This is a genomic window from Geomonas sp., assembly GCF_056994735.1.
This window is the reverse complement of record NZ_JBXKJL010000002.1, coordinates 1-5059: the sequence shown is the minus strand read 5'-3', so window position 1 is coordinate 5059 and position 5059 is coordinate 1. Positions and strand designations below refer to the sequence as shown.

At 61.6% G+C, this 5059-nt stretch carries 6 protein-coding genes; 2 read left to right on the top strand and 4 right to left on the bottom strand.

Annotated elements, in window-relative coordinates:
- Positions 1–15 precede the first annotated feature (15 nt).
- Together AC11W3_RS00100 and AC11W3_RS00095 are read left to right on the top strand one after the other, a co-directional pair.
- On the top strand, positions 16–273 hold the full coding sequence (locus tag AC11W3_RS00100) for a hypothetical protein (RefSeq protein ID WP_484089655.1): 258 nt from the start codon (positions 16–18) through the stop codon (positions 271–273).
- Positions 266–742: a DciA family protein gene (locus tag AC11W3_RS00095; protein ID WP_484092273.1), complete on the top strand. Its 477-nt coding sequence runs from the start codon at positions 266–268 to the stop codon at positions 740–742. Before AC11W3_RS00100 ends, AC11W3_RS00095 begins: the two co-directional genes overlap by 8 nt.
- A 66-nt stretch (positions 743–808) precedes the next feature.
- On the opposite strand, the gene AC11W3_RS00090 is transcribed toward AC11W3_RS00095, so the two are convergent.
- From AC11W3_RS00090 to AC11W3_RS00075, 4 genes are all read right to left on the bottom strand, one after another.
- Positions 809–1189, bottom strand: a complete 381-nt coding sequence (locus AC11W3_RS00090) for a four helix bundle protein (RefSeq protein ID WP_484092272.1) — start codon at positions 1187–1189, stop codon at positions 809–811.
- A 43-nt stretch (positions 1190–1232) separates the two neighbouring features.
- Complete coding sequence (locus AC11W3_RS00085) at positions 1233–2009, bottom strand: tRNA1(Val) (adenine(37)-N6)-methyltransferase (RefSeq protein WP_484092271.1); 777 nt, start codon at positions 2007–2009, stop codon at positions 1233–1235.
- Between the two features lie 109 nt (positions 2010–2118).
- Positions 2119–2874: a glycosyltransferase family 2 protein gene (locus AC11W3_RS00080; RefSeq protein WP_484089658.1), complete on the bottom strand. Its 756-nt coding sequence runs from the start codon at positions 2872–2874 to the stop codon at positions 2119–2121.
- A gap of 46 nt (positions 2875–2920) precedes the next feature.
- The coding region (locus AC11W3_RS00075) for a YfhO family protein (protein ID WP_484092270.1) at positions 2921–5059 on the bottom strand (2139 nt) is incomplete at its 5' end.

Below are 5059 nucleotides of genomic sequence, written 5' to 3'. Positions count from 1 at the left end.
CCGAGAGGAAAATCCATGCATACTGCACTACTTGTGGCAGCCCTCATGATCATGGCTGCAGCCGTCAACATCCCTCTTGGATACCTGCGCCAAGGATACGCGAAATTCTCCTTCGGCTGGTACTTCTATGTCCACATCTCCATCCCCGTCATCATATACTTCAGAATCAAGGCTGGACTAGGATGGCAGTTCATCCCGTTCTCTCTGGCCAGCGCGGTAGTCGGCCAGATCATCGGAGGCAGGATTTACCGGAAGAGGACCCCCGTTGAGTAACAAGCGCCCCAGGATGCGCAGGCCCGCGGCAGTGGCCGACGTCCTGGCCACCATACTGCGCGGGACTCCTGCTGAGAAGAGACTCAAGGAGGGGGAGATCTGGCTCGTCTGGGATGAAGCAGTCGGAAGCCGGATCGCAACCCACGCCCAGCCGGCGGCCTTTCGAGACGGCACCCTCACCCTGACCGTCGACAGCGCGCCGTGGATGCAGCAGCTTACTTTCCTGAAGCGCGAACTGATCGCGAAAGTGAACGAACATTTGGGCAATGAGCTGGTTAAGGATCTTTACTTCAAGGCCGGCAAGATTGCCGCCGCGGCCAAGGCAAAAGCGCCGCACCCCCCGAAGCGGCGAGAGCTGACGGAAGAGGAACGGGCCTGGATCTCCGAACAGGCCGCCACCGTTGCCGATCCGGAGCTGAAGTCAGTATTCGAAAGCCTGATGAAGCGCGACCGGGAGAACAGGGACTAGGGGCTAGGGACTAGGGGCTAGACGCCCCAGAGCATCAGCTTCTCCTCAACCTGCATTGGCTTCCTCTCAACCCGCCTTGGCTTCCTCTTTCGCCTTTAAAGATTTCTGTATCCCGCGCAGCAACCTACCCACTTCGTCAATGTTTGCAAAAAGAGGCTCCAAAGTTGAAGCACTGATGTAGCCCAATCTGGCAGCAATCAGCAGTTGCGTCTCCAACTCGGCCACCGATCCGAGACTGATTGACAGGAAATGAAGAAACTCACGAGTAGCCCCGCGAGCATGACCTTCGGCAACGTTTGACGGCACAGACACTGCCGCACGTTGAATCTGGCTAGTCAAGCCGTAACACTCGGTCTTCGGGAAACAGTTCGTGACTTGGTACACCTCACAGACCATGTCCATTGCCATCTGCCAAGCCTTCAGGTCCCGGTAACTTCGTACCTCCATGTCATCCCCCAGTCCCGATTCCCCAGTCCCGAATCCCTAGTCCCTAGTCCCTAGTCCCTAGCCCCTTGTATATTCTCAGCTTCTCCTCGCTGTAGCCCCCGTCCTCGCCTCGCACCATCAGCGGCGCTTCCACGACCAGCTCGCCGGTACGCCCCTTCATCAGTTCCACCATGAACATCCTCGCCGGCATGGTGCTGTTGCCATGCACCATGCGCAGCCTAAGCACAGCCAGCTTCTGGCGGGCAGCCTCTGCCACAAGCTCTGCCAGCCTGCAGGTGTGGTAGATGAAGCAGATCCGCCCCGACTCCTTCACCAGGAATTTGGCTGCGGCAAGAAAATCGGCAAGAGTGGCCGTCGTCTCATGCCGTGCCTGGTCACGCCCCGCCCGCGGGCTGACCTTCCCCGTGACAGGCCGGCGATACGGAGGGTTCGAGACCACCAGGTCGAAGGTCGAGACAGGGAAGCGCCCCCTGAGCGCGAGTACGTCCTCGTTGACAATCGCTATCCTGTCGGCCAAGCCGTTGCGCTTTACGTTCCGGGCCGCGATGTCCGCCATCTCCGCCTGAAATTCCGCTCCGGTCAGTGACAGCGAAGGGTCGCGGCGCGCCAGCAGCAGGGGGATGATCCCGCAGCCGGTGCCGAGATCGAGCACCCGCTCGCCGCCGCGCAGCGGGACGAAATCCGCAAGCAGCAGGGGATCCACCGAAAACCGGTAGCCGTGCCGCGGCTGAATCATCCGCAGCCGGTAACCGCTCAGCTCATCGAGCGTCTCCGTCTCGCCCGGATGGAGTTCCATCACGTTTTCCTGCACGACTTCCATCTAAATTTCCTGCTTGCGCGATAACAGGGGCCATCCACGCATTCCAGCTAGCCCCGCCAGCACCAGCATGCCCATCAGGGTGAAATCCTTCTTGCCCAAGGTGGGGGTGTCACCGTTCATTCGCGACCTCCGTCAGGATGTGCGGTGTGAAAAGCCCCATCTTGCACAGCCGGAACTGCAGCGCGGTCTTCAAGACGCCAAGGCCGTAGATCACGCTGCGGCGGAAGTTGATGGAGGAGGCGTCTGCGAAGTACTTGGTCGGGCAGGAGACCTCGCCGATGCGGTAGCCGCCCCACACGATCTGCGCCAGCATCTGGTTGTCGAAGATGAAGTCGTCGGAGTTCTGGTCGAGGGGTAGCCGCTGGAGAACCTGCCGCGAGAAGGCCCGGTAACCGGTGTGATATTCGGAAAGCTTGTGCCCCAGCAGGAGGTTCTCCACCAGGGTCAGGAACCTGTTGGCCACGTACTTGTACAACGGCATCCCGCCCTTCAGGGCGCCCACCCCGAGAATCCGGGAGGCCAGCACGGCGTCAAACTCTCCGTACGCAATCATAGAGGCCATGGCCGGCAAGAGGTTCGGGGTGTACTGGTAGTCGGGATGAAGCATCACCACGATATCGGCGTCGAGGCCGAGGGCGGTCCTGTAGCAGGTCTTCTGGTTCCCGCCGTAGCCCAGATTCTGCGGATGGATGACGGTGTGAATCCCCAGCCGCGTTGCCACCTCCGCGGTATGGTCGCGGCTGGCGTCGTCGACGAGGACGACGTCGTCCACGAACTCAAAGGGGATCTCCCTGTAGGTCATCTCCAGGGTCTTAGCCGCGTTGTACGCGGGCAGGACCACAACAACCTTCTTGCCGTTAATCATGCTCCACCCTCAACGTCCGATCCTATTAAACTTTCTTCCGCCGACCTCAGAGCCCTTCGCCCTCAGCTTGTCCAGCGAAATTATCCGCCTCTACCCGTTCGCCGCTACGCTCCCGCCTGCCGCGGAGCTTGAACTCCCTCACCAGCGCGACGGCGAAGATCAGGAAGGAGACGAGCGTCAGGTACTTGCCGATTTTGAAGGGCATGGGATCGAAAACGAACTCGACCTTGTGGACCCCGGGCGTGACGTACACGCCGCGCAGCACATGGTCGACCGGGTAGATCTTGGTGTCCTTGCCATCAACCGTGGCGCGCCATCCCTTGTAGTACTTTTCCCCCAGGATCAGCATGGCGTTCATCCTCGCCGAGGCCTCCAGTTCGACCCTTTCCGCCTCGTAGCGCAGCACGCGGACACCGCCCGCGGCGGGAGGCAGCGGACTGTTGAGCGACAGCATCGGAATGGGCGGAGCCGATTCCACCAGCGCCATCACCTCGGGATTGAAGGCGGGAGTCTGCAGGGCGGCAATGGCGTCCTGGGAGGAATTCACCGCCACCGCAACCGGCGCGAGCCAGGCCTTGGGAAGCACGGTCTTGTTCTCGAGGACCATCGGTCCGGCACCCGGAGCCGCGTAGACCGGGGTGTATTTCAGCGTCAGCTTCGCCTTCTCCTGCTCGAACTGCTCCTTGGGAATCACCAGGTACCTGACGTTCATGATGTCGGGCATGCTGGAGCCGAGGTTGAAGCTATCGAGGAACTCCTGCCAGCTCCGCTTCTGGACCGGGTTGGAGGTGAAGAGCACGGGGATCCCGTTGCTCGCGTAGGCCATCGGGTCGCTGCCATCCATCGGCAGGGATCGGTACTCTTTCCCCGCTTTGGCGAGGAACTCCATGGTCGGCGTCTTCACCCCCCTCACCTGCTCCGGTACCGGCTGCAGCAGCATATACTTCGCATTGACCCGGGCCACATCGGCGACGTAGCAAAGGAGGAGCAGGGCGGGGAGCCAGCTGACCAGCGAGCGCTTGCGGCTGCCGAAGAAGATGGCTGCGGCATAGGCCGCCGAGACCGCGATGGCGATGCCCGTTTCCTTCACCAGGTTGTTCCAGCGCTGCGCGACCAGGGCCGATCCCTGCTCGTATCGGGTCGGGTTGCCGATCATCTCTGAGAACGCCGACAGGAACGCCCCCTGGGCCACCTGCTCCAGCCCGAGGAGAGCCAGCACCGCCACCGGCAGCGAGACGATGCCGATCAGGTAGCGACGGAAAGCCTTCGTTTCCCGCACCTCCTTGTCCAGCAGCAGATCGATCCCGCGGGCAGCCAGCACACCGAGCGCCATGACCGGAAGGAACATGATCATCTTGGGCACGCGGAACCGGTTGATGCCGGGGAGGTGCTCGTAGAGGAACCAGTAGAACGGGGTGAACTTGCCCATGGAGAAGAGGATCCCCACCGCCAGGCCCGCGGTGGCCAGCCAGGTGTACTTGTCGCGCCTGAAGATGAGCGGCAGCGGCACCAGCAGCCAGGGGAGGAGCCCCATGTAATCGGTGGTCTGGGTGAAGTTCATCCGTCCCCAGTAGTAGGAATCTATGTTGTTGCCGTTGAAGCCCCCTTCCTGCCGGGAGTAGCCGAAGAACCCGGGGATCACGAAGGTCACTACTTCCTCGGGAGGGAGCGACCAGGACATGGCCTCCTCGACATCGAGGCCGCCCTTCCCCTGGTTCGAGCCGCTCTGGACGCCGCGAGTGGTGTCCTTTGACCAGTCGGAAAGGGGCACCAGCGAGATGGCCACGGTGGAAAGGAAGAAGACCAGGGTTACCACGTTCAGCCCCAGGATCCTGGCGAAGGCGCCCTTTCCTTCCCTGCGTTCGGCGAGAATGATGGCGATGGAGCGGCAGACGCCGTAGGCGCCGATACCGAGGCAGGTATAGTAGGCGATCTGCCAGTGCATGTTGAAGAACTGGAAGGCCAGGACCACGGCGGCGGTCATAGGGTAGATATAGCGCCGGCTCTGGAAGCCCCTCTCCAGGAAGTAGAAGGCCCAGGGGGTGAAGCTGATGGTGGCGATCTTCTGCACGTGGCCCGCGTTGATGAGCGAGGCGTTTTCCGGAGCCACCGCGAAGATCAAGCCGCCCAGGAAGGAGCCGAAGCGTCCGATGCCGATGGCGCGGCAGAAGCAGTAGGTGCCGGC